The sequence below is a fragment of the Bradyrhizobium sp. USDA 4502 genome (genome assembly GCF_054063355.1).
The window spans coordinates 8,104,052-8,126,573 of record NZ_JBSSGF010000001.1; the positions used below are offsets into that span (position 1 = coordinate 8,104,052).

The 22,522-nt window shown below is 65.3% G+C and carries 19 protein-coding genes and 2 pseudogenes; 11 read left to right on the forward strand and 10 right to left on the reverse strand.

Annotated elements, in window-relative coordinates:
* Positions 1-3 precede the first annotated feature (3 nt).
* Together ACVW1B_RS37690 and ACVW1B_RS37695 are read right to left on the reverse strand one after the other, a co-directional pair.
* Positions 4-3,172, reverse strand: a pseudogene (locus tag ACVW1B_RS37690) (efflux RND transporter permease subunit).
* Between the two features lie 12 nt (positions 3,173-3,184).
* Positions 3,185-4,342 (reverse strand): efflux RND transporter periplasmic adaptor subunit, encoded by a 1,158-nt coding sequence (locus tag ACVW1B_RS37695; protein ID WP_253605100.1) that lies wholly within the window; start codon positions 4,340-4,342, stop codon positions 3,185-3,187.
* A 250-nt stretch (positions 4,343-4,592) separates the two neighbouring features.
* On the opposite strand from ACVW1B_RS37695, the gene ACVW1B_RS37700 reads away from it, so the two are divergent.
* The 5 genes from ACVW1B_RS37700 to ACVW1B_RS37720 all read left to right on the forward strand — a co-directional run bounded on the left by ACVW1B_RS37700 (position 4,593) and on the right by ACVW1B_RS37720 (position 8,811).
* The gene (locus tag ACVW1B_RS37700; protein WP_253605099.1) at positions 4,593-5,375 is read left to right on the forward strand and encodes a cysteine rich repeat-containing protein; all 783 of its coding nucleotides are present in this window, start codon (positions 4,593-4,595) and stop codon (positions 5,373-5,375) included.
* Positions 5,376-5,414: 39 nt separating this feature from the next.
* Positions 5,415-5,636, forward strand: a complete 222-nt coding sequence (locus ACVW1B_RS37705; protein WP_028336261.1) for a cysteine rich repeat-containing protein — start codon at positions 5,415-5,417, stop codon at positions 5,634-5,636.
* A gap of 109 nt (positions 5,637-5,745) precedes the next feature.
* Complete coding sequence (locus ACVW1B_RS37710) at positions 5,746-5,958, forward strand: hypothetical protein (protein WP_253588206.1); 213 nt, start codon at positions 5,746-5,748, stop codon at positions 5,956-5,958.
* A gap of 115 nt (positions 5,959-6,073) precedes the next feature.
* Entirely contained in the window at positions 6,074-7,204 is a 1,131-nt protein-coding gene (locus tag ACVW1B_RS37715; RefSeq protein WP_253605098.1) for an FAD-dependent monooxygenase, read from the forward strand.
* Entirely contained in the window at positions 7,201-8,811 is a 1,611-nt protein-coding gene (locus ACVW1B_RS37720; protein ID WP_253605097.1) for a benzoate-CoA ligase family protein, read from the forward strand. The genes ACVW1B_RS37715 and ACVW1B_RS37720 overlap by 4 nt, the downstream gene beginning before the upstream one ends.
* A gap of 686 nt (positions 8,812-9,497) precedes the next feature.
* Here the strand turns inward: ACVW1B_RS37720 and ACVW1B_RS37725 are convergent.
* The 3 genes from ACVW1B_RS37725 to maiA are packed head-to-tail and all read right to left on the reverse strand — an operon-like array spanning position 9,498 to position 11,816.
* Positions 9,498-10,682 carry a 3-hydroxybenzoate 6-monooxygenase gene (locus ACVW1B_RS37725; RefSeq protein WP_253605096.1) on the reverse strand — a complete coding sequence of 395 codons (1,185 nt, stop codon included), beginning with the start codon at positions 10,680-10,682 and terminating at the stop codon, positions 9,498-9,500.
* Positions 10,682-11,194 carry a MarR family winged helix-turn-helix transcriptional regulator gene (locus ACVW1B_RS37730; RefSeq protein ID WP_253605095.1) on the reverse strand — a complete coding sequence of 171 codons (513 nt, stop codon included), beginning with the start codon at positions 11,192-11,194 and terminating at the stop codon, positions 10,682-10,684. The genes ACVW1B_RS37725 and ACVW1B_RS37730 overlap by 1 nt, the downstream gene beginning before the upstream one ends.
* Positions 11,184-11,816 (reverse strand): maleylacetoacetate isomerase, encoded by a 633-nt coding sequence (gene maiA, locus ACVW1B_RS37735; protein WP_456822834.1) that lies wholly within the window; start codon positions 11,814-11,816, stop codon positions 11,184-11,186. The genes ACVW1B_RS37730 and maiA overlap by 11 nt, the downstream gene beginning before the upstream one ends.
* Positions 11,817-11,974: 158 nt before the next feature.
* On the opposite strand from maiA, the gene gtdA reads away from it, so the two are divergent.
* Positions 11,975-13,015, forward strand: a complete 1,041-nt coding sequence (gene gtdA / locus ACVW1B_RS37740) for a gentisate 1,2-dioxygenase (protein ID WP_038384747.1) — start codon at positions 11,975-11,977, stop codon at positions 13,013-13,015.
* A gap of 225 nt (positions 13,016-13,240) precedes the next feature.
* Positions 13,241-14,092, forward strand: a pseudogene (locus ACVW1B_RS37745) (DDE-type integrase/transposase/recombinase); the annotation flags it as partial.
* A gap of 129 nt (positions 14,093-14,221) precedes the next feature.
* Here the strand turns inward: ACVW1B_RS37745 and ACVW1B_RS37750 are convergent.
* From ACVW1B_RS37750 to ACVW1B_RS37765, 4 genes are all read right to left on the reverse strand, one after another.
* The gene (locus ACVW1B_RS37750) at positions 14,222-15,049 is read right to left on the reverse strand and encodes an ABC transporter permease (protein ID WP_253605092.1); all 828 of its coding nucleotides are present in this window, start codon (positions 15,047-15,049) and stop codon (positions 14,222-14,224) included.
* Positions 15,042-15,815 (reverse strand): ABC transporter ATP-binding protein, encoded by a 774-nt coding sequence (locus ACVW1B_RS37755; protein ID WP_253605090.1) that lies wholly within the window; start codon positions 15,813-15,815, stop codon positions 15,042-15,044. Before ACVW1B_RS37755 ends, ACVW1B_RS37750 begins: the two co-directional genes overlap by 8 nt.
* Before the next feature lie 192 nt (positions 15,816-16,007).
* Entirely contained in the window at positions 16,008-17,012 is a 1,005-nt protein-coding gene (locus ACVW1B_RS37760) for an ABC transporter substrate-binding protein (RefSeq protein WP_253605088.1), read from the reverse strand.
* A 13-nt stretch (positions 17,013-17,025) separates the two neighbouring features.
* A complete protein-coding gene (locus tag ACVW1B_RS37765; RefSeq protein ID WP_253609823.1) occupies positions 17,026-18,387 on the reverse strand; it encodes an FAD-dependent oxidoreductase in 1,362 nt (453 codons plus the stop codon).
* Between the two features lie 114 nt (positions 18,388-18,501).
* On the opposite strand from ACVW1B_RS37765, the gene ACVW1B_RS37770 reads away from it, so the two are divergent.
* Both ACVW1B_RS37770 and ACVW1B_RS37775 read left to right on the forward strand, forming a co-directional pair.
* Complete coding sequence (locus tag ACVW1B_RS37770; RefSeq protein ID WP_456822835.1) at positions 18,502-19,386, forward strand: LysR family transcriptional regulator; 885 nt, start codon at positions 18,502-18,504, stop codon at positions 19,384-19,386.
* A 62-nt stretch (positions 19,387-19,448) separates the two neighbouring features.
* A complete protein-coding gene (locus tag ACVW1B_RS37775) occupies positions 19,449-19,712 on the forward strand; it encodes a type VI secretion protein (RefSeq protein WP_233475876.1) in 264 nt (87 codons plus the stop codon).
* Between the two features lie 2 nt (positions 19,713-19,714).
* Here ACVW1B_RS37775 and ACVW1B_RS37780 read toward each other — a convergent pair whose 3' ends face one another.
* Entirely contained in the window at positions 19,715-20,512 is a 798-nt protein-coding gene (locus ACVW1B_RS37780) for an enoyl-CoA hydratase-related protein (RefSeq protein WP_253605084.1), read from the reverse strand.
* Between the two features lie 178 nt (positions 20,513-20,690).
* On the opposite strand from ACVW1B_RS37780, the gene ACVW1B_RS37785 reads away from it, so the two are divergent.
* Positions 20,691-21,665, forward strand: coding sequence for a ketopantoate reductase family protein (locus ACVW1B_RS37785; protein WP_253605081.1), 975 nt, complete (start codon positions 20,691-20,693; stop codon positions 21,663-21,665).
* 40 nt (positions 21,666-21,705) lie between these two features.
* The gene (locus tag ACVW1B_RS37790) at positions 21,706-22,485 is read left to right on the forward strand and encodes an SDR family oxidoreductase (protein ID WP_253605079.1); all 780 of its coding nucleotides are present in this window, start codon (positions 21,706-21,708) and stop codon (positions 22,483-22,485) included.
* Positions 22,486-22,522: the final 37 nt, after the last annotated feature.

The window sequence follows — 22,522 nt, forward strand, 5'->3', positions numbered from 1 at the left end:
GCCCTAATGCGCCGTACCCGACGCCTGTGGAGCGGCTTGCGGCGCCGTCTTGCCTTTCTTCGCCTTGCGCCAGTTCTCAAAACTCTGCACCACGACGAAGAACGCCGGCACGAACAGCACGGCGAGGCAGGTCGAGGCGATCATGCCGGAGAACACGGTGATGCCGATCGACTTGCGGGCGTTGGCGCCGGCGCCGGTCGCGATCACCAGCGGCAGCACGCCGAGGATGAAGGCAAACGACGTCATCAGGATCGGCCGGAATCTCGCGCGTGCCGCGTCGATCGCCGCATCCAGCACCGACCGTCCGTCGCGCAGATGACGTTCCAGCGCGACCTCGACGATCAGGATCGCGTTCTTGGCCGACAGCGCGATCAGCAGGATGGTGCCGATCTGGGTGTAGAGGTTGTTCTCGATATTCAGGCTCAGCAGCACCAGCGTCGGGCCGAGCAGCGACAGCGGTACGGCCAGGATCACCGAGATCGGCGCGTACCAGCTCTCATATTGCCCGGCGAGCACCAGATAGACCAGGAGCAGCGCCAGCGCGAACACGTAGTAGATCTGGCTGCCGACCTCCTTCTCCTGGTACGACATCGCCGTCCACTCAAAACCCGAGCCGGGCGGCAGCGTCTTTGCCGCGATCTCCTCCATCAGCGCCATCGACTGGCCGGACGAGTAACCCTGCGCCGGCAGCCCGATGATGGAGGCGGACGGATAGAGGTTGTAGAGGCTGATCAGCGACGGTCCGATCGAGGGCGTGATCTTGGCGACCGTTCCGAGCGGGATCATGTCGCCGTTGCTGTTGCGCACCATCATATTCTCGATGTCGCGCAGGCTCAGGCGGTACTGTGCCTCGGCCTGGGTATAGACCTGGAAGGTGCGGCCGAACTTGGTGAACTGGTTGACGTAGCTGGCGCCGAGATAGGACGACAGCGCCGCGAAGATCTGGTCGGGGGTGACGTGCAGGGTCTGCGTCTTGATGCGATCGACGTCGACGTCGAACTGCGGCACCATCGAGCGGAACGACGACTGGACCCGCTGCAGCGCGCTCTGGGTCTGCGCATTGGCCACGATCGCCCCCGTGACCGCCTGCAGCTTGCCGTAGTCGGCATTCCCGTCGCGCAGCTCGATCTGCATGGCAAAGCCGGCGGCGTTGCCGATGCCCTGGATCGGCGGCGGCGGGATCACCAGGATGCGCGCCTCCGGGATCACCGCGAGCTTGTCGTTGAGCCCGTAGACCAGCGAGCGCAGGTCCTCGCCCGGCCCGCGCGCGCTCCAGTCCTTCAGGATCAGATAGGCGACGCCGGCATTGGCGAGGCTCGAGGAATTGTCCAGCGCCGAGATGCCGGCGATGCTGATCACCTGGTCGACGCCGGGGGTCTTGCCGGCGATCGTGGTGACCTCGTCGAGCACGTGCTGGGGTGCGGTCGAGGGCCGCGCCGTCGGGCAATTGCACCGCGGCGAGCAGATAGCCCTGGTCCTCGATCGGAATGAATCCGGTCGGCACCCGCGACAGGCCGTAGCCGGCAAGCCCGATGATGACAAGCGCAACGGCGACCGAGGTCTTGGCATGCCCGGCGATGCCGCTGACCAGCCGTGTGTAGCCGCGCTCCAGCCGGTCATAGACCGCGTTGAAGCCGCGATAGAAGAAATTGCGCTGCTCGGGCGGCGCGGGAGGACGCAGCCATAGCGCGCATTGTGTCGGCTTCAGCGTCGCGGCGTTGACGGCGCTGAGCAGCGCGGTGGCGGCGATCACCAGCGCGAATTGCGCGTACATCCGCCCGGTCAGCCCGGGCAGGAACGCCGCCGGCAGGAACACCGAGATCAAGACCAGCGTGATGCCGACGATCGGCGCGAACAATTCGTCCATCGCCTTGATCGCGGCGTCGTGGCCCGACATGCCGCGCTCGATATTGTGCGCCGCGCCCTCGACCACGACGATGGCGTCGTCGACCACGATGCCGATCGCCAGCACGATCGCAAACAGCGTCGACAGGTTGATGGTGAAGCCGAGCGCGGCCATGGCCGCGAACGCGCCGATGATCGTGACCGGCACGGTGGTTGCCGGCACCAGCATCGCCCGCCAGTCCTGCAGGAAGACCAGGATCACGACCAGCACCAGCAGGCCGGCCTCGAACAGGGTCTTGTAGACCTCCTGGATCGAGGCGTTGACGAATTTGGTGGTGTCGAACGGCGTGTCGTATTTGATGTCCTGCGGGAACTGCCTGGCGAGCTCCGCCATCTTCTTCTCGACGGCCTTCTCGACCTGCAAGGCATTGGCGCCCGGCGACTGGAACACGCCGATGCCGGTCGCGGGCTTCTGGTTCAGCGAGAAGATCTGGCTGTAGGTCTGCGCGCCGAGCTCGACCCAGCCGACGTCGCGGACCCGGGTGACGTCGCCGACATTGCCTGTCTTGACGATGATGTCCTCGAACTGGCTCTTGTCGTCGAGCCGGCCGTTGACGTTCAGCGTGTACTGGAACGCCTGGCCCGCCGGCGTCGGCGGCGCGCCGACCTGGCCGGCGGTGACCTGCTGGCTCTGCTGCTGGATCGCCTGGATGACGTCCTGCGGCACCAGCCCGCGCACCTGCAGCTTGTTCGGATCGAGCCAGACCCGCATCGAATATTGCCCGGCGCCGAACACCGTGACGTTGCCGACACCCGGCAGGCGCGACAGCTCGTCCCGGATGTTGATGGTGGCGTAGTTCGACAGGAACAGGCTGTCATAGGTTTTGTTCGGCGAGGTCAGCGTCACGAACAGCAGGATCGAGGTCGACCGCTTCTGGACCGTGACGCCCTGGTTCTGCACCGAGGTCGGCAGCTGCGACAGCGCGCTGGAGACACGGTTCTGCACCAGCACCTGCGCGAAATTGAGATCGGTGCCGATCTTGAAGGTCACCGTCAGCGTATAGGTGCCGTCGGCGCCGCTGTAGGACTGCATGTACAGCATGTCCTCGACGCCGTTGACCTGCTGCTCGATCGGCAGCGCCACGGTGTCGACCACCGTTTTGGCCGAGGCGCCGGGATAGCGCGTCGTCACCTGCACCGTCGGCGGCACCACGTCGGGATATTGCGCGACCGCGAGGTTGTACAACGCCACGCCGCCGATCAGGATCATCAGGATCGCGATGACGTTGGAAAGGACCGGGCGCTCGATGAAGAATTTCGAGATCATGGCGCGTGCGTCCTATTTGGCGGCTGTCGGCGCCGCGTCGGCCTTCTGCACCTGCGGATCGACCTTCTGCCCGGGGATCGCGCGCAGCAATCCGGCGGTCACGATGCGGTCATCCGGCTTCAGGCCGCTCTCGATGACGCGCAGCCCCTCATCGAGCGGACCGGTCGTCACCTTGCGCTGCTCGACCACATTCTCGGCATTGACGACCAGCACGTAGCGGCCGGCCTGGTCGCTGCCGATCGCGACGTCGGGCACCAGCAGCGCGTTGTCCTGCTTGTCGAACGGCACGCGAACGCGGACATAGAAGCCGGGCAGCAAAGTGCGGTCCGGATTTGCGAACACGCCGCGGACCGCGAGCGTGCCGGTCGACTGGTTGAGGGTCGGCGAGATGTAATCAAGCTTGCCCTTGTGCGGATAGCCGGTCTCGGTCTGCAGGCCGACCTCGACCGGCAACTGCCTGAGCTCGTTGACCGACAGACCACGACGGCGCGCTTCATCCCGCACGCGCTGCACGTCCTGTTCGTTGACGTTGAAATTCACATAGATCGGATCGAGCTGCACGATGGTGGCAAGCTGCGTCGGCGACGTCACGCCGACCAGCTCGCCGATCGAGACCAGGTGATTGCTGACGATGCCGTCGAACGGCGCGGCCACGTTGGTGTAGCCGTAGTTGACCGCCGCGATCCTGGTGTTGACCTGGGCCTGCTGCAGGCTGGCCTGGGCGTTGTCCCGGGTGGACGTCGAGGTATCAAGGGTCGCCTGCGAGACCGCCTGCCGCTGCACCAGGTCGGTCTGCCGCTTGAAGTCGAGCTCGGCCTGCTTCAGCGTCGCCTGCGCGCCGACCTCTGCGGCCTGCGCCTGTTCCAGCTTCAGCTTGTAGGTCTCCGGCTCGATCGTGAACAGCGTGGTCCCCGCCTTCACGAAGGAGCCGTCCTGATAGTTGATCGCCTGCAGGAAGCCCTGCACGCGCGCGACCAGATCGACGGTCTGGATCGGCGCGGTGTTTCCGGTTGCGTCCAGATAACGTGTGATGGCGCGCTGCACCGGCGGCGCAACCTCGACCTTGGGCGGCGGCGGTGCAACAAAACTGTTTTGCTCGCAGGCACTTAAACTGGCGAAGGCGGATACGACGAACACGATGCGCGCAAGCGGTGCATTTCGCAGCCGCACAAAACTGCTCCGACCGAAATGTGCCGACGCGCGCGCATGCCTCATGTCCGAGCCTCGATTCAAATGACTAAATTATAAAGATCTCGTGACGGGCAAAAAATCCGCCTGCTTCATCCATAGCAACAATCCGCTTGCAGCGGAACTCGAAAGCGAAAATGATGCCGCTCGCCGAGGTTGCTACAACAAGACTTTTTCAGAACTCAGTTCAGTTGAGCCGGAGACATCCGGCGCGACCAGAGGATTAATTCAGATGATCAATGCGTTGACACGAGCAACGAAGCTGTCCGCATGTCTTGCGCTTGCAGCATTCATGAGCACCGCACCGGCCTTGTCGCAGGCGCCGACCCAGGCGCAGCGCGACGCCATCAAGTCGCAATGCCGCAACGACTACATCGCCCACTGCTCCAGCGTACCGCCGGGCGGCGAAGCCTCACTGCAATGCCTGCAGAAGAACATGGCAAGCCTCGGCGCGGGCTGCGCCAGCGCGGTGAAGGCCGTCGAAGCGCCGGCCGCCGCACCGAAGGCAGACTCCGCGCCCGCGGCGGCCAAGACCGAAGCTGCTCCCGCGGCAGCGGCCAAGCCCGCCACCGAAGCCGCCGCACCGAAGGCGGCCGGGACGCCGTCCAACACGCAGATCTCCGCGATCCGCAGCGCATGCCGCTCCGATTATCCCAAGGTTTGCGCGGGCGTGCCGACCGGCGGCGCGGCGGCGCTGCAGTGTCTCGAAAAGAACAAGGGCAAGCTTTCGCCGGCCTGCGAGAAGGCCGTCGCCGTCGCTGGTGGCGGTGCCGCCGCGCCGGGCGCTGCAGCGACGACGGCAGCCCCGGCGGCTGCACCGGCCGTGATCGCGTTGCGGCCGCTGCGGCCGCGCGAAGAGCTGCTCGTGCTGCGCTCGGCCTGCGGCGCCGACGTCCGCTCGATCTGTGGCGGCGTCCAACCGGGCGGCGGGCGGATCGTGCAGTGCCTCGCGACCAATGCCGGCTCGCTGTCGCCGGCGTGCCGCGACGTGCTGGCGCCGTTCGCAGCGCGATAATCCTGTCGTCACGCTAGAGACTGGAGAAGGGAGCGAACAATGCTGCGTATTGTCCTGACCGCCGCGCTGCTTTGCGGCGCAACCGCTGTCTACGCCCAGGAGCTGACCACAGCGCAACGCGACGCCTGCATGGGCGACTACGAGAAGTTCTGCAAAAGCGTGACGCCCGGCGGCGGCCGCATCATCGCCTGTCTCGCCAAGCAGAGCGACAAGCTGGCGCCCGCCTGCAAGAAGGTGCTGGCGGAAGCGGAAAAGAAATAGCCGCGCCGGCGGTGAGACGACAGGTGCCCGGCGATTTGCGGGCACGGAGCCGTAGCACCTTGTTGCCACCTACAGGCCAAGCATACCTCACCCGGGAGAGGGAATTTTCATGCGTTCAATATTGCTGATCGCCGCGGCCCTGCTGTCCTTTGCCGCGACGATGACCTTTGAGTCCTCCGACGCCAATGCGGTCGTTTGCGCGCGCGGCGTCTATCGCGCCGGCTGCGCCGGCCCCAACGGCGCGGTCGTCGCCCGCAAACCCGTCGCCGCCGGCTGCCGCTGGGTATGGGTCGACGGGGTCAAGGCCCGCCGCTGCTACTGAACCCTTCGGCGCCACGCGGCTAGTCGCCGCGCGCAATTTCCCTCTGGCGTTCCCGCCGGAGGACGATTAGTCTGGACCCAAATTGTAAGTACACTGTCAATCTGGGAGGCAGACGTTGCGGATCGCCGTGATCGGCGGAGGGCCCGGCGGGCTCTATTTCGCCTATCTCTGGAAGAAGCGTCATCCCGACGCCGAGATCGATCTGTTCGAGCAGAACGCGGCCGGCGCGACCTGGGGCTTCGGCGTGGTGTTCTCCGAACAGGCGCTGGACTTCCTGCGCGCCGACGACCCCGAGACGGTCGACGCCATCGCCCCGCGGATGGAGAGCTGGAAGAACATCACCCTCAATCTGCGCGGCGAGAGCGTCGAGATCGACGGCGTCGGGTTCTCCTCGATCGGCCGGCTGGCGCTGCTGACGATCCTGCAGGAGCGCGTCCGCAGCACGGGTGTCACGCCGCGCTTCGACACCGTGGTGCAATCGGTCGACGAGCTCAGGGATTACGACCTGATCGTTGCCGCCGACGGGCTGAACTCGATGGTCCGCCGCGACTTCGAGGCCGCGTTCGGTGCGTCGGTCTCGCATTCGACCAACAAATTCGCCTGGTACGGCACCACGAAAACCTTCGCGACGCTGTCGCAGACCTTTGTGGCGACCGAGCGCGGCAGCTTCAACGCCCATCACTATCGCTATGCGAAGGACATGAGCACTTTCCTGGTCGAGTGCGATGCGGCGACCTGGGCGGCCTACGGCTTCGCCGACAAGAGCATCGAGCAATCGCAGGCGATTTGCGAAGACGTATTCGCCGCGACGCTGGACGGCCACCGGCTGATCTCGAACAAATCGGTGTGGCGCAATTTCCCGTGGATCTGGAACGAGCGCTGGTCGCACGGCAACATGGTGCTGATCGGCGATGCGCTGCATTCGGCGCATTTCTCGATCGGCTCGGGCACGCGGCTTGCGATCGAGGATGCGATCGCGCTGACCAAGGCGCTGGAGACCGAAAGCGGCATCGCCGCCGCGCTTGCCCGCTACGAGAGCGAGCGCAAGCCGATCGTGAAGAAGCTCGTCACCGCGGCGCGGACCAGCGCCGATTGGTACGAGCACTTCCCCGCGCACATGACGCTCGACCTGATGGATTTCGCCTACAGCTACATCACCCGTTCCGGCCGGATCGACGACGCGCGGCTGCGCGCGATGTCGCCCGCCTTCATGGCCCGCTACGCAGCCGCAAAGGGACAATCATGACTGGGATCGCCGACCAGGTTCCGCTGGACAATCCCGGTGCGCGCGAGATCGGCTTTACGATCCCCGAGCGCTACAATGCGAGCTGCATCCTGTTCGACAATCTCGGCAACGGGAATGCCGAGCGCCTGGCGCTGACCGGCCCGGCCGGCACGCGGACCTATCGCGAGCTCTGCGCTGAGGCCGCACGCTGGGGCCACGCCTTCCGGTCGCTTGGACTGCAGCGCGGCGACCGCATCCTGCTGTTTCTCGACGACACCCCGGCCTATCCCGCGGCATTCTTCGGCGCGGTGCGTGCCGGCTTCGTGCCGCTCTTGATCAACACGCTGACGACGCCCGAGCTGCTGCAATTCTACCTGTCCGACGCCGGCGCACAGGTCGCGGTCACCGATGCGGAATTCTGTGCGCGCTTCAGCCCGGAAGCCTGCAAGGACACGCCGCTACGCACGCTGGTCGTGGTCAACGGCGCCGCCGGTGATCACGCCGTCGCCGAGGCGCGCAACGCCGGCGACTGGCTGCAAGGATTTCCGATCGAGCTCGACGCGGCCGACACCCACCGCAACGAGATGGCGTTCTGGATGTATTCGTCGGGCTCGACCGGCCGTCCCAAGGGCATCGTGCATCTGCAGCACGACATGGCCTATAGCGAGCGCGCCTTTGCCCGCAATGTGCTGAACCTAAAGCCCGGCGACATCTGCTTCTCGGTGCCGAAGATCTTCTTCGCCTATGGTTTCGGCAATTCGATCACGTTTCCATTTTCCGTGGGCGCCGCGACGCTGCTGCTGCCGGGCCAGCCGAAGCCGGCCGCGATCTTCTCGGCGATCGGGCAATATCGTCCGACCGTGTTCTTCGGCCTGCCGACGCTCTACATCTCGCTGACCAAGGCCGAAGGCGCCGACACCGCCGATTTCTCCTCGCTGCGGATGGCGGTCTCGGCCGCCGAAGTGCTGTCAGCCGACGTCTTCAACGGCTGGAAGCGGCTCACCGGGCTCGAGATCATCGAAGGCCTCGGCTCGACCGAAGTGCTGCACGTCTATCTCAGCAACCGCGCGGAGCAAAAGAAGCTCGGCGCCGCCGGTCTGCGCGTGCCCGGCTACGAGATCATGCTGCGCGACAGCGACGGCCGCGAGGTCGGCGACAATGAGGAAGGCATCCTGTGGGTACGCGGCGATTCCGCGACCCCGCTGTACTGGAACCGGCCGGACAAGACCGCCGAGACCGTGCGCGAGGACGGCTGGATCTACACCGGCGACCGCTTCATGCGCGACAGCGACGGCTTCCACTTCTTCCGCGGCCGCGCCGACGATCTGATCAAGATCTCCGGCCAGTGGGTCTATCCGCTGGAAGTCGAGCTCTGCCTCGCCGATCACCCCGACGTCCGCGAATGCGCCGTCTACGCCGCCGAATTGCCGGACCGGCGCATGACGCTGCGCGCCGTGGTGGTCATGAACAAGGCTGGCTTCGACACGGCCGAAGCGACGCGGCGGCTGCAGGATTACGTCAAGACAAAGCTGTTGCCGTACAAATATCCGCGCGAGGTCAAATTCATCGACGAGCTGCCGAAGACCGGCACCGGCAAGATCGACCGGCAGGCGGTGATGCGGATGTAGGGCGTTGGTTGATGGACGCGGCCACCGCAAATTCAATGTCGTCCCGGCGAAAGCAGGGACCCATAACCACAAATGCTTGTGGCGCGAGGGCTGGAGCCCCAGCCTGCCCACAACAACAGCCATCGGTGGTTATGGATCCCGGATCGCGCTTCGCTTGTCCAGGACGACGAGCATTAGCTGCCCCGCCATACAGCCACACATTCAACGTCGTCCCGGCGAAGGCCGGGACCCATAACCACAAATATTTGCGGCGCAAAGGCTGGGGCCCCAGCCTGCCATCACAACAGCCTTCGGTGGTTATGGGTCCCGGATCGCGCTTCGCTTGTCCGGGACGACGAGTACGTAGCTAGCTGCCCGCCATCCAGCTACACATTCAGTGTCGTCCCGGCGGAGGCCGGGACCCATAACCACAAATGTGTGTGGCACGAAGGCTGGGGCCCCAGCCTGCCCTAACAACAGCCTTCGGTGGTTATGGGTCCCGGATCGCGCTTCGCTTGTCCGGGACGACGAGCATTAGCTGCCCCGCCATCCCGCCACACATTCGATGTCGTCCCGGCGAAGGCCGGGACCCATAACCACAAATGCTTGTGGCGCGAATGCTGGGGCCCCAGCCTGCCATAACAACAGCCTTCGGTGGTTATGGGTCCCGGATCGCGCTTCGCTCGTCCGGGACGAAGAGTAAGTAGCTAGCCGCCCAGCCCCGTCCCGCCATACAGCCAGGCGATGTCATCACACCACTGATCCTGCGACTTCGCGCTCATGATCGCGTTGCGGATGCGGGCGTGCTCGCCTGCGGGATGGTAGACGTGTTCGCCGATCGCGCGTGACATCAGTTGTACGCGCGCGGTGCGCGGGAAGCGCTGCGCGCTGTAGGCTTCGAGCGCCGCTGCCTGGTCATTGTGACTGGCCAGCATGTGCGACAGGCAGACCGCGTCCTCCATCGCCTGGCAGGCACCCTGCGCGAAATATTGCAGCATCGGATGCGCGGCGTCGCCGAGCAGCACCACGCGGCCGTCGATCCACTGCTCGTTCGGATCGCGGTCGCACAACACCCAGAGCTTCCAGTTGGTGCCGTGGCGGATGATGTTCTGCGCCCGTTCATGGACGTGGGTAAAACCCTTCATCACCTCGGCTTCGGAAACCGGCTTGCCGGCGACCGGCTCCGGCGCATTGTTGTGATAGGTGACGACGAGGTTGAACACTTTCCAGCCCGACAGCGGATAATGCACGATGTGGCATTTCGGGCCGGCCCACAGCGTCGCCGCATTCCAGCGCAAATCCTCCGGCATCTGCTCGGTCGGGATCACCGAGCGATAGGTGGTGTGGCCGGAGACGCGCGGCGGGCCGTCCGACGTCACCTGCTTGCGGATATTCGACCACAAGCCATCGGCGCCGATCAGAAGCCGGCCGGTGATCCGCTCGCCATCGGCGAGCTTTGCCGTCACCGACGAACCATCCTGCTCGTAGCCTGCCACCTCGCTGGACACGCGCAGTTCAATCAGCTCGTGATTCTGGCACGCGCGCAGGAATACGCCATGCAGATCGCCGCGATGTACCACGGCATAGGGATTGCCGAACCGCGCGCGAAAGGCGTCGCCGAGATCGATATGGGTGATCTCGTCGGCGGTCAGCGCATCCATCAGCCGGAGCTGATCGATATAGACGGCCATGTTGCGCGCGGCCTCGCCGACACCGAGATAGTCGAAGGCGTGGAACGCGTTCGGGCCGAGTTGGATGCCGGCGCCGATCTCGCCGAGCGCGGCGGCCTTCTCCAGCAGGATCGAGCGGATGCCTTTTTGCGCGAGGCCCAGCGCCACGGCAAGGCCGCCAATGCCGCCACCCGCGATCAGGACAGGTCTCGTCTCCGCCATCAGCCCGACCTCCCGAGATGTTCGAGCGCGTCCTCGGCGCGCAGCGGCACCCGCGACGCCTCGTTGTTGAGGTCGACGAGCTGGGTCAACAGCGCCAGCAGCGTCTTGCGGTCGGCCGGCTTCAGCGGCTGCAGCATCCGCGCCTGCGCCTTGTCGACCGAGGGCATGATTTCGCTCAACACCGCCGCGCCGGCCTTGGTAAGATAGAGCAGCTTGACCCGCTTGTCCTCGGGCGCCGGCTTGCGCACGATGAACTCCTTGGCCTGCAGCCGTTCGATCACATTGCCGAGCGTGGAACGGTCGAACGCGATCACCGCCGAGAGCCTCGTGGCATCGATGCCGGGATGGGTCGAGATCGTGACCAGCGCGGCATATTGCACCGGCGTCAGGTCGAACGCCCTGCACTCCTCGATGAACAGTGCGACCGCGATCTGCTGCATCCGCCGGAACAGGTAGCCGGGCGCGGTATAGACCGCGTCCATCGTGACGGGCGCTGGTTTGTTATTCGGCATCGGGTTGCTTGTCCGGGGCGGCGTCGGCGAACGCCTTGATTTGCTTTGCCGCGGCCTCGGCCTTGAGCAGGCGCGGATAGGCCGAAACGTCGACGCCGAAGCGCCGCGCATTGGCGAGCTGCGGCACCAGGCAGAGATCGGCCAACGTCGGCGCATCGCCAAAGCAGAACGGGCCGGACTCCGCCCCGATCAGGGTCTCGCAGGCCGACAGTCCCTCGCGATTGGCCCAAGCCGCCCATTCCGTCACCTGCTCCTCGGGCAGGCCGAGCTGACGCAGCCGCGCCAGCACCTTCAAATTCTGCACCGGATGCGTGTCACAGGCGATCGCCTGCGCAAACGCCCGCACCTTTGCGCGCCGCAGCGGATCTTTCGGCAAGAGCGGCGGGTTGGGATTGGTCTCGTCGAGCCATTCGATGATCGCGAGCGACTGGGTGAGGATCGCGCCGGCATCGCTTTCCAGGGTCGGCACCAGCCCCTGCGGATTGATCGCGAGATAGGCCGGCGCGCACTGCTCGCCCTTGCGCAGATGATGCGGCAGATGCTCTGAGGTGAGCCCCTTCAGATTGAGGGCGATCCGGACCCGGTAGGACGCGCTGCTCCGGAAATAGCCATGCAGCTTCATCGGAACCTCCCTTGCATTATTCTGGTTTGACGCGTTTTCTTTGCGCGAACCGGTATCCACTTCGATCGAAAACGCCATGGCTTGCTTCATTGACGCTAGCCATATTGTCAGTATACTGTCAATTAAATTGCACCGACAAGAATGATGGGAGGCTTGCCATGGAAGCCGTGCAGAAGACCCCGGAGCGCGAGGCATTCTACAAGAAGATCGACGGCCAGAACCTCTCGGCGCTGTGGAACGTGATGAACGATCTGATCACGCCGGAGCCGAAAAGCGCCTGCCGTCCTCACTTGTGGAAGTTCGACCAGATCCGCGACTACATGAACGAGGCCGGCAAGCTGATCACGGCCAAGGAAGCCGAGCGCCGCGTGCTGGTGCTGGAAAATCCCGGCCTGCGCGGCCAGTCCAAGATCACGACCTCGCTGTTCGCCGGCGTGCAGATGGTGGTGCCGGGCGACATCGCCCCCGCCCATCGCCATGCCCAATCGGCGCTGCGCTTCGTGCTCGAGGGCAAGGGCGCCTTCACCGCCGTCGACGGCGAGCGCACCGCGATGTCGCCGGGCGACTTCGTCATCACGCCGTCGATGACCTGGCACGACCATTCCAACGAAACCAATGAGCCGATGTTCTGGCTCGACGGGCTCGACATCCCGATGGTGCAGTTCTTCGACTGCTCGTTTGCCGAAGGCGCCAAGGAGGACCAGCAGTCGATCTCCAAGCCGGCCGGCGCGAGCTTCGCGCGCTACGGCCACAATCTGCTGCCGATCGACCAGAAGCGAACCTCGAAGACCTCGCCGATCTTCAACTATCCCTATGAATACACCCGCGAGGCGCTGGAGAAGGCCAAGGTCAGCGACGAGTGGGACGCCTGTCACGGCCTGAAGCTGAAATTCTCCAACCCCGAGACCGGCGATTTCGCGATGCCGACCATCGGCACCTTCATCCAGCTGCTGCCAAAGGGTTTCAAGACCGCGCGCTATCGCGCAACCGATGCGACCGTGTTCGCCGCGATCGAGGGCAAAGGCCGCACAAGGGTCGGCGACCAGACCTTCGAGTGGGGACCGCGCGACCTGTTCGTGGTGCCGAGCTGGCACTGGGTCACCCACGAGGCCGATGCCGACTCCGTGCTGTTCTCGTTCTCCGACCGCCCGGTGCAGCAGAAGCTCGACCTGTTCCGCGAGGACAGGGGCAACGCGTAACGATCGTCTGCGCAAGGCACGCAGCGCCCGCCTCACGTCGTCCCGGCGAAAGCCGGGACCCATAACCACCGCCCTCGGTTGGTTAAAGAAGCTGCGGCCCCAGCCTGTTTTAACAACCACGCCCCGTGGTTATGGGTCCCTGCTTTCGTGTTTGGTCCCTGCTGATTGGTTGGATGGAATCGGTGTAGAACGAGGCGTGGCTTTTATCATGGAGCGCTTCGCGTCATGGAACTGAGCCTGCATGCGAACGCCACGACGACACCGAAGACGCGTGCCTACATCCAGCGCAGCAGGAAGTCGGTCGCCCAATTGGCGGCCGAGCTGGGGGTCAGCGAGACCACAATCTATCGCTGGCGCGGTCGCAGCACGGTCGAGGATCGCTCGCATCGGCCGAAGCACCTCACGACCAGCCTGTCCGCCCTTGAGGAACGGGCAGTGTGTGAGCTGCGGACATCGCTGCAGCTGCCGCTGGACGATATCGTCGAGGTGATGCAGCGGTGCATCAATGCCAAGCTGTCCCGCAGCGCGATCCACCGCTGCCTGCAGCGCAACGGCATCAGCCGGCTTGCCAAGCCTGACAAGCCCAGGGCCGGCGTCTTCGAAAGCGCCAGCATCGGCTTCATTCATATCGACGTGAAGTATCTGCCCGCGCTGCAACGCCGCACCAGTTATGCCTTTGTCGCGATCGATCGCGCCACCCGATACGTCTTCGTCGAGATCCATTCCAGGCGAGACGGAACGACCGCGACCGGCTTCCTCGAACGCTTCCTGGCCGACTTTCCGCACGGTGTTCACACCATCCTGACCGACAACGGAGCCGAGTTCACCGACCGCTTCGCCGTCGACAAGAAGAACAAACCGGTCGGGAAGCCTTCCGGCGACCACCCCTTTGATCGGCTCTGCAAGCAGCGCGCAATCGAGCATCGCCTGACCAAGCCCTACCACCCGCAAACCAACGGCCTCGTCGAACGCTTCAACCGGCGCATCGCTGAAGCCATCGGCCGCGAACACAAACGGGGCAGCGCGCGCCGTACCTTTGTCAACCACGCCGACCGCGACGCCTTCATCGCCAAGTTCGTCCACGACTACAATCGGACCCGCCTCAAATGCCTCGGCTACCTGGCGCCAATCCAGGCCCTCGCCAATCACACGGGACCGAACACTTTCGCAGGGACGACAGCGGGGGTTGTGGCCCGCAGCGTGCTCTCACCGCCAGTGCAACAACCTCGTCTCGAGCAAATTGATCAGCTTCCCCACCGCAAGCCCGAACAGCGACAGGATCACGACGCCGGCGAGCAGCTGATCGGTCTGCATCAGATTGCCGGCCTGCAGCACGAAGGCGCCGATGCCGTATTGCGCGCCGATCATCTCGGCGCTGACCACGAGCAGCAGCGCCACCGACGCGGTGATGCGGAAGCCGGCGAGGATCGAGGGCAGCGCGCCCGGCCAGATCACGCGGCGCACGATGGCGTGGAACGGCACGTTGAAGCTTTGCGCCATCCGGATCAGGTTGCGCGGCACCGCATCGACGCCGCTATAGACCGAGATCGCGGTCGAGAAGAACACGCCAAGCGCAATGGTCGCGATCTTCGGCTCCTCGCCGATCCCGAGCCACAGAATGAGCAACGGCAGCAGCGCGATCTTCGGAATCGGAAACAGCGCCGAGATGAAGGTGATGCCGACGCCGCGCGCCATGGTCGACAGCCCGATCGCGAAGCCGACCACGACTCCGGCGGCCGTGCCGATGATCCAGCCGGTACCGATCCGCATAATGGACCACGACAGGTGCTGCCACAGCGCGCCCGACATCGCGAGCTTATAGATCGCGACCGCGATCGCCGACGGCGCCGGCAGGAACAGCGGATTGACCCAGCCTGCGCTGCCGGCGAGCTGCCAGAGCGCGATCACGAGCGCGAGCGCGATCCAGCCGGCATGGCGGCTCCCACCGGGGATAAAGCCGGCACCGCGAAACGCGACCGGGCGCGTCGCCTCCGCCGATTGGTCTTTCGGTTGCTGCGGCGCCCGGTCAAGCATGCTGGACCTCGCGCTCGGCATCGATCGCCTCGTTGCGGATCAGCGACCACAGCTCACTTTGCAGCGCAGCCATCGGCCCGCGCGCATCCGTCGTGCCGCGCTCGGCGCGGGTCATCGGGATGGTCACGATTTCCCGGATCCGGCCAGGGCGGCGCGACAGCACCACGACGCGGTCAGCGAGCCGCACCGCTTCCTCGAGATTATGCGTGACATAGACCGCGCCCATCGCACCGTCGGCGAGCAGGCGCACGAAATCCTCCATCAGGAGCTCGCGGGTCTGCGAATCCAGCGCCGACAGCGGCTCGTCCATCAGCAGGATCGCGGGGCGAACCGCGAGTGCCCGCGCAATGCCGACGCGCTGGCGCATGCCGCCGGACAGTTGCTTCGGATAAGCGGCGCGAAAATCCAACAGCCCGGTGCGGCGCAGCGCGTCGTCGATCACGGCGCGGCGCTCGCCGGCACTCAAACCCGTATGCAGCAGCGGAAACGCGACGTTGTCCTCGACCGTATTCCACGGCAGCAGCGCAAAATCCTGGAACACGAAGGTCAGCGGATTGAGGCTATCAGCCGGCGCCGCGCCGCGCAGCTCGGCGGCACCTTTGCTCGGCCGCAGCAGGCCGCCAAGGATCGACAGCAGGGTGCTCTTGCCGCAGCCGGACGGACCGACGATCGCGACGATCTCGCCGGCGCGGACCGTGAAGGAGACATCGTCGAGCACGTCGAGTGCGCCGAAGCGATGGCTGATATGGTCGGCGATCAGGTCCATGGCGTCATGAACTCACTGCCAGACCCGTCACCCCCGCGCAAAGGCTTCGCCTTTGTCGCTGGAGGAGCCGCGCAGCGGCGTCTCGAAGGGTCGACGGCCCGGATGTAGCAGCTCGGCCGTCGACCCTTCGAGACGCGCGCAAGTGCGCGCTCCTCAGGGTGACGGGGATAGAGTTGTGCACGCGGTCCCACATCAATCCGCCTTCACGTAATCCTTGGCGATGATCGCATTGGCGTCAAAGCCCTTGTCCACAAAGCCCTGCCCCTGCAGCCATTTGATCTGGTTGTCGAGGTTCTTCACGTCGAGCTTGCCGTCGGGATCGATATAGGCGCAATTGCCGACCACCTGCGCGACCGGCAGGTTGGTGTATTTGGCGATGATCTCGAGCAGCGGCCTGGTCTTGTCGTTGATCGGCGCCACGCCGTCCTTGATCGCAGTCAGGATCACGTCGTGATATTCGTGGTCGGCACGGGTGAGCGCGGTGAGCAGCCTGGTCACCAGCGGTGCGTTGGTCAGCGCCTTCGGCGATGCGAAGATAGCGCCTAACTGCCACGGCGTCTCGTCACCGACCCAGCCGAGCAATTTCGCGCCGTTGGAATCCATCAGCGTCCGCGCGGTCGAGACCGGCAGCAGCGCGGCGTCGACGGTTTCGCCCTTCAGCGCCGCGGCCGCGTTCGACAGCGACTGCAGCGGCACCACCTTCACCTCTGACAGCTTGAAGCCGTATTTGTCGGCGAGCAGGCCGAGCGAATAATGGAAGCTGGAGCCGACCTGGGTCACCGCGACGCGCTTGCCCGCCAGATCCTTCGGCGTCCTGAGGCCGGCGGCATAGGCGTTGTTGCTGGCGAAGTAGCCGATCAGGGGATAGCCGGCCTTCTCGCGGCTCATGCCGCCGATCACCTTCAGCGTGCCCTTGCCGGCGAGATTATAGAGCCCCGCGGTGACGGCGGTGATGCCGAAATCGACATCGCCCGACGCGGTCGCGACCGCGATCGGCTGCGCCGCGTCGAAGAATTTGAGCTCGACGTCGAGGCCGGCGTCGCGGAAATAGCCCTTGTCCTGCGCAATGAACACCGGCGCCGAGGACGACAGGCGCAAGACGCCGATCTTCGCCTTCAGGAGATCATCGGCCCGCGCGAGGCCGCTCGCGGCCCACACCAGGAGACCCGCGAGTGCGAGCCGCGCCCAACGCTTCATTGCCGTCCTCCGCTTACAATCCCTCGGGCACGGCCTGATCGCGGCCGATGAACGCGCCCTGTTTGCCAAGCTGTTGTTGCAACTTTTCGACGGAAATGTCGCGCGGAATCGTATTGCCCGACAGCGCGAGTGCGGCTGCGGTTCCCGCCGCCTCGCCCATCACAAAGCAGGCACCGGAGACGCGCGCCGCCGATTGCCCCTCATGGGTCATCGAGGCGCAGCGGCCGGCGACCAGGAGATTGTCGACGCCCTCCGGTACCAGCATGCGGTACGGCAACTCGTTATAGCCGCGGCTCTCCGGGATCGGCGGAAACTCGAAGATCACATCACCCGGCACATGGGATTCCTTCGGCCAACCATTGACGCCGATCGAATCCTCGAACGAGGCGCAGCCCAGCACGTCCTCGCCTGACAGCATGTAGCCGCCGATCACGCGCCGCGTCTCGCGGATGCCGAGCTGTGGCGGCAGATCGACGATGTAGGAATTCTCGAAGCCGGGCACCGTGCGCAGGAACCTGAACGCTTCGACCGCCTGGCGGCGGCCCTCGATCTCGCCGCGCGTCATGTCGTCAGGATTGATACCGGAAATGGCGCCGCCATCGCTTCGCGTCACCTGGGTGAAATTCACCCGCCATTCGATCTGCGATTTCTGCGGCCGCACGATCGCCGACTTGCGCGGGAATGTGTGGGTGCCGGCGGCCTCGGCCTCAGCCATCAGCGCCGGGATGGTGCGCCAGGCATCGCCGGCCTTCGCCGGATCGATGCCGTTGAGGCGGAACATCATCGAGGGGTAGAGCATGCCGCCGGCATTATCGCCGACTTCATGGGGCGCACCGGCCCACACCGCGAGATCGCCGTCACCGGAGCAATCGATGAAGATGCTGGCGCGCACGGCCTGACGGCCGGCCTTGGTTTCCACCATCAGCGCACGGATATGCGAACCATCCATGACGACGCCGGCGCCGAGCGCGTGGAACAGAATGTCGACCTTGTGATGTGCGAGCAGATCGTCGGCCGCGATCTTGTAGGCCGCGGTGTCGTAGGCCTGCGCAAGGATCTTGCCGAGGATCAGATGCGGCGCGTTCAGCCCGCCGAGCCGGTCGATCCGCGCCAGGAGGTCGGAGGCGATGCCCTGCACCACGCGGTGCATCTCGCCGAAGATGTTGGCGTGCAGTCCGCAGAAGTTGGTCACGCCGGCCGCGGTGCCCATGCCGCCGAGAAATCCGTAACGCTCGATCAGGAGCGTCCGCCGTCCGGTACGTGCCGCGCCGACCGCTGCCGCGATGCCGGCCGGTCCGCCGCCCAGCACCACCACGTCGTATTCGCCATAGACCGGGACCTGCCGCGCAGGTTCTTCGATCGTGCTCGCTCGCATCATTTCCGCCCTGAACAAAGTTGATTGGGCCAACTATGAATTGATGCGGATTGCAGTACAATCTACCAAATTATGTAATCAGCTTTCGCGAATCGAGAAAGGCGAGCAAGGCAGATGGATACGCTGGTCAATCTCGAAGCCTTCCTCGCCACCGCCGATGCCGGCAGCTTTTCCGCCGCGGCGCGCAAGCTCAATATCGCGACATCCGTCGTCGCCAAACGCGTCACCCAGCTCGAGGAGCGCATCGGCACCGCGCTGTTCCACCGCTCGACCCGCCAGTTGCGGCTGACCGAGGCCGGGCAGCAATATGTGCATCGCGCCCGCGGCGTGGTTGCCGATGTCGGCGATCTCTTGTCGCGGATGGGCGAGAAGCAGCGCGACCTCTCCGATCATCTGCGGGTCAAGGCGCCGACCTCGCTGACGGTTGCGCGGCTCGCCGATGCCTTCACGATCTTCCAGAAGCAGAACGGAAGCGTGAAGCTCGAGATCGTGATGATCGACCGCCCGGTCGATCCGGTGACCGAAGGTTTTGATATCGCGATCGGCGCCTTCCCGCATTCCTTCGGCGGCGTGGTCGACGAGCCCTTGTGCCGGCTGCCGCGTCTCGTATGCGCCTCGCCGGCCTATCTGAAGAAGCACGGCACGCCGAAGCATCCGCGCGACCTGGTCGATCATCGCTGCCTCAGCTTCCTGCCGACCGGACCGGAATGGCCATTCGAGGGCCCGCGCGGCCGCATCAATATCCAGGTCCGCCCGATTCTCTCTTCGAACGAAGGCCGCGTGCTGACGCAAAGCGCGATCGCCGGCAACGGCATTGCGCTGCTCTCGCATTATCTGGTCGCGGACGCGCTGCGCGCCGGCGCGTTGCAACCGGTACTCACCGACTTTCCGATCCCCGAATTGTGGGTCAAGGCCGCCGTTCCCGAGCGCCGCATCGATGCCGCCGCGGTGCAGGCGCTGCTGAAGACATTGAAAAAATCGCTGTCGCAGCCGCTGTGATGCGACGCCGGCCTTGCCGGTCGCATGCCGAGCTGAGACAAGGACGCGAAAGGATCGCCCGCTTGAAACTCCTGATCTCAATGTCGTTTGGTCTCATCATCGTCGCTGGGCCCGCGGCCGCGATCGAGACCTGCCGCTTCATTGAGGCCAAGGCGGAGCGCGAGGCCTGCTACCATCGGCAAGAGCAGGAACTTGCGGCGAAGCGCAAGCCCGAGCCGCCGGTGACGCGGTCGAGCGAATCGAAGACGTTCGATCAGCTGCAGCAGATGCGCCGCGACGACGAAGAGGTCTATCGCAGCATGCGCGGCATCTGCCGCGGCTGCTGAGCTTACGTGGCGCCGCCCCACCGGCCCGCGCGCTTCTCGGCGAAGGATGCAAGCCCCTCGGCAGCTTCCGCGGTCTGCCGCTTGGCTGAATGCAGCTGGACGAGGCGCTTGTAGGCCGCATCGTCCACCGCCATGCCGCCGAACGAGCTTTCCATCGCGAGCTTCTTGGTCTCGGCCATCGCATCCGGCGCGTTGCCGAGCAGCTGCTCGACGACCTTGGCGCCGGCGCTGTCGAGATCGGCCAGCGGCACCACCTCATGGACAAGGCCGATGCGGCGGGCATCCTCGGCGCCGAACCGTTCGCCGGTCAGCGCATAGCGGCGCACCTGGCGGACGCCGATCGCGTCGCAGAGCTGCGGGATGATGATCGCCGCGGTCAGGCCCCAGCGCACCTCGGTGATCGAGAACAGCGCATTGTCGGCCGCGATCACGATGTCGCAGGCCGAGATCACGCCGGTGCCGCCGCCGAAGCAGCCGCCCTGCACCAGCGCGACGGTCGGGACCGGCAGCGTGTTGAGACGCTGCACCGCCTCGAAGGTGGCGCGCGACGCCGCCTCGTTCTCCTCGAACGATTTCGGCCGCACGCCGTTGATCCATTTCAGGTCGGCGCCGGCTTGGAAATGCTTGCCGTTGCCGTTCAGCACGACGACGCGCACCGGCTTGGTCGAGAGATCGTCGATCGCGGCCAGCACGCCCGCAATCAGCGCGCCGTCATAAGCATTGTTGACCTCGGGACGATTCAGCGTGACGGTCGCGACCCCGCGCGCATCGAGGCTCCACAGGACTGGGCTGGCCGACATGACGTTGCTCCCTGTTCGGCATTGCTGTTGCCTTGTACTAGCCGTGCACTATGGCGAGAGCGGATGCCTTGATCCATCACTTTCGGGCGCGCACGACCGCGCCACGCGCATGACGGGTTGCGCGATGCCCCGCGCTTGTGGAAACTGACGGGGCACGTTGCGGAGAATTGTTCCACTCATGCGTATTTGCATTTTCGGCGCGGGCGCCGTCGGCAGCCACTTCGCGGTCCGGCTCGCGCGCGCCGGTCACGATGTGGCCTGCGTGATGCGCGGGCCGCATCTCGACGCGGTCAGGGCCAGCGGACTGACGCTGAAGGTCGGCGATAGCAGCGTCACCGCGAAGGTGAAGGCCTCAGCCGATCCTGCCGATCTGGGGCCGCAGGACATCGTCATCAGCACACTGAAGGCGACCGGCATCGGCGCGCTCGCAGCCGAGCTCCCGCCGCTGCTTCAGCGCGACACATCAATCGTGTTCGCGCAGAACGGCATTCCCTGGTGGTACGATCTCGGCCTGCCGCCGCAGCATCCCGCGATCCCCGATCTCGGCTTCCTCGATCCCGGCGGGCATTTGCGCAGCGCCGTCCCGAAGGAGCGGATCATCGGCGGCGTGATCTTTTCCTCCAACGAGGTGATCGCGCCAGGGGTCGTCGCGAACCTGTCGCCGGACCGCAACCGTCTCTTGATCGGCGAATGCGACGACCGGCAGGGCGAGCGCATCGCCCGCCTGCGCGCGGCGCTCAACGACGCCGCGATCGAATCGCCCGAGGTCGAGCAGATCCGCGAGACGATCTGGTCAAAGCTGTTAACCAACATGTCGATGTCGGTGCTGTGCCTGTTGACCGGGCTGACCGCGCGTGGCGTCCGCGACGATCCTGACGTGCAGGACGTGATCCCGCGCCTGCTCGACGAGGCCAATGCAGTGGCGACACACTATATTCCCGAGGTCAAGCGCGTCACCCGCTCAGGGCCGGCGCCGGACCACAAGCCGTCGATCCTGCAGGACTACGAACTCGGGCGCGGCATCGAGATCGATGTGCTGGTGCGCGCACCGGCGGCATTCGCCCGCGCGGCCGCCATTTCGACCCCAATGCTCGACCTGATGGCCGCGCTCGCGATCCAGAAGGCGCGTGACAAGGGCCTGTATCAGGGCTGACAATCCGACCCACCACGATAACAAGCAGGGACATCGAACCATGCAAGTCAAGGACAAGGTCTGCGTCGTCACCGGCGGCGCGAGCGGGATCGGCGAGTCGGTGGCGCGGGCCTATGCGGACGCCGGTGCTCGCGGCGTCGTGGTCGCCGATCTCAAGACCTCGCGCGATCGGCTCGCGAGCGTCGCCGGCGATATCGACGGTCTTGCCGTTACCGCCGATGTCGGGCTCGAGGAGGACATCAAGGCGTTGATCGCCGCCGCCGAGGACAAATATGGTCCGGTCGACGTGTTCTTCTCCAATGCCGGGCTCTCGCGCAAGGGACAAGAGACCGCGTCCGATGCCGACTGGGACGTGAGTTGGCGCGTGCATGTGATGAGCCACGTGTACGCGGCGCGCGCGCTGGTGCCCGGCATGCTCGCGCGCGGCTCCGGCTATCTCATCAACACCGCATCCGCCGCGGGGCTATTAGCCTCGCTGAACTCGATGCCTTACGGCGTGACCAAGAATGCCGCGGTCGCGCTCGCCGAGCATCTCGCCATCCAGTATGGCGATCGCGGCATCCGCGTCTCCGTGCTCTGTCCGCAATCGGTGCAGACGGGCATGACGACGCCGGGCCCGAGCGCCGCGCGCGTCGACGGCGTGCTGCAGCCGGGCGAGGTGGCGCGGATGGTGATCGAGGCGATGGCGGAAGAACGTTTCCTGATTCTGTCGCATCCGCAGGTGCAGGAATACATGCAGCGCAAGGCCACCAATCGCGAGCGCTGGCTGTCCGGCATGCGCCGCCTGCGCGACCGGATCTATGGCGGGGTGGCGTCATAACGATCTCGCCGTCATTGCGAGCGAAGCGAAGCAATCC